The sequence below is a fragment of the Acidovorax sp. A1169 genome, from assembly GCF_030704685.1.
In the GTDB taxonomy this organism is placed as follows: domain Bacteria; phylum Pseudomonadota; class Gammaproteobacteria; order Burkholderiales; family Burkholderiaceae_C; genus Acidovorax.
Genome location: NZ_JAUZDX010000075.1, coordinates 1 through 380 on the forward strand (window position 1 = coordinate 1; position 380 = coordinate 380).

Annotated in this window: 1 pseudogene; it reads left to right on the forward strand. The window is 63.4% G+C overall.

What is annotated here, in order from left to right:
• Positions 1-63 precede the first annotated feature (63 nt).
• A pseudogene (locus QYL93_RS31875) lies at positions 64-380 on the forward strand (electron transfer flavoprotein subunit alpha/FixB family protein); the annotation flags it as partial.

Below are 380 nucleotides of genomic sequence, written 5' to 3' on the forward strand. Positions count from 1 at the left end.
TGCCCTGGTCGACAAGCTCAAGAACGAAGCCAAAGTCATCTGACGCATAAGGAGAACAACAAAATGACCGTACTCGTTATTGCCGAACACGACAACGCCACCGTCAAGGGTGCGACCTTCAACACCGTGACCGCCGCCATTGCCTGCGGTGGCGACGTGCACGTGCTGATCGCCGGCCACAATGCCGGTGCTGCAGCCCAATCCGCCGCACAAATCGCGGGTGTGGCCAAGGTCATCCACGCCGATGCCCCCGGCCTGGAACACGGCCTGGCCGAGAACGTGGCCGCCCAAGTGCTGGCCATCGCCTCCAACTACAGCCACATCCTGTTCCCCGCCACCGCCAGCGGCAAGAACATCGCGCCCCGCGTGGCCGCCAAGCT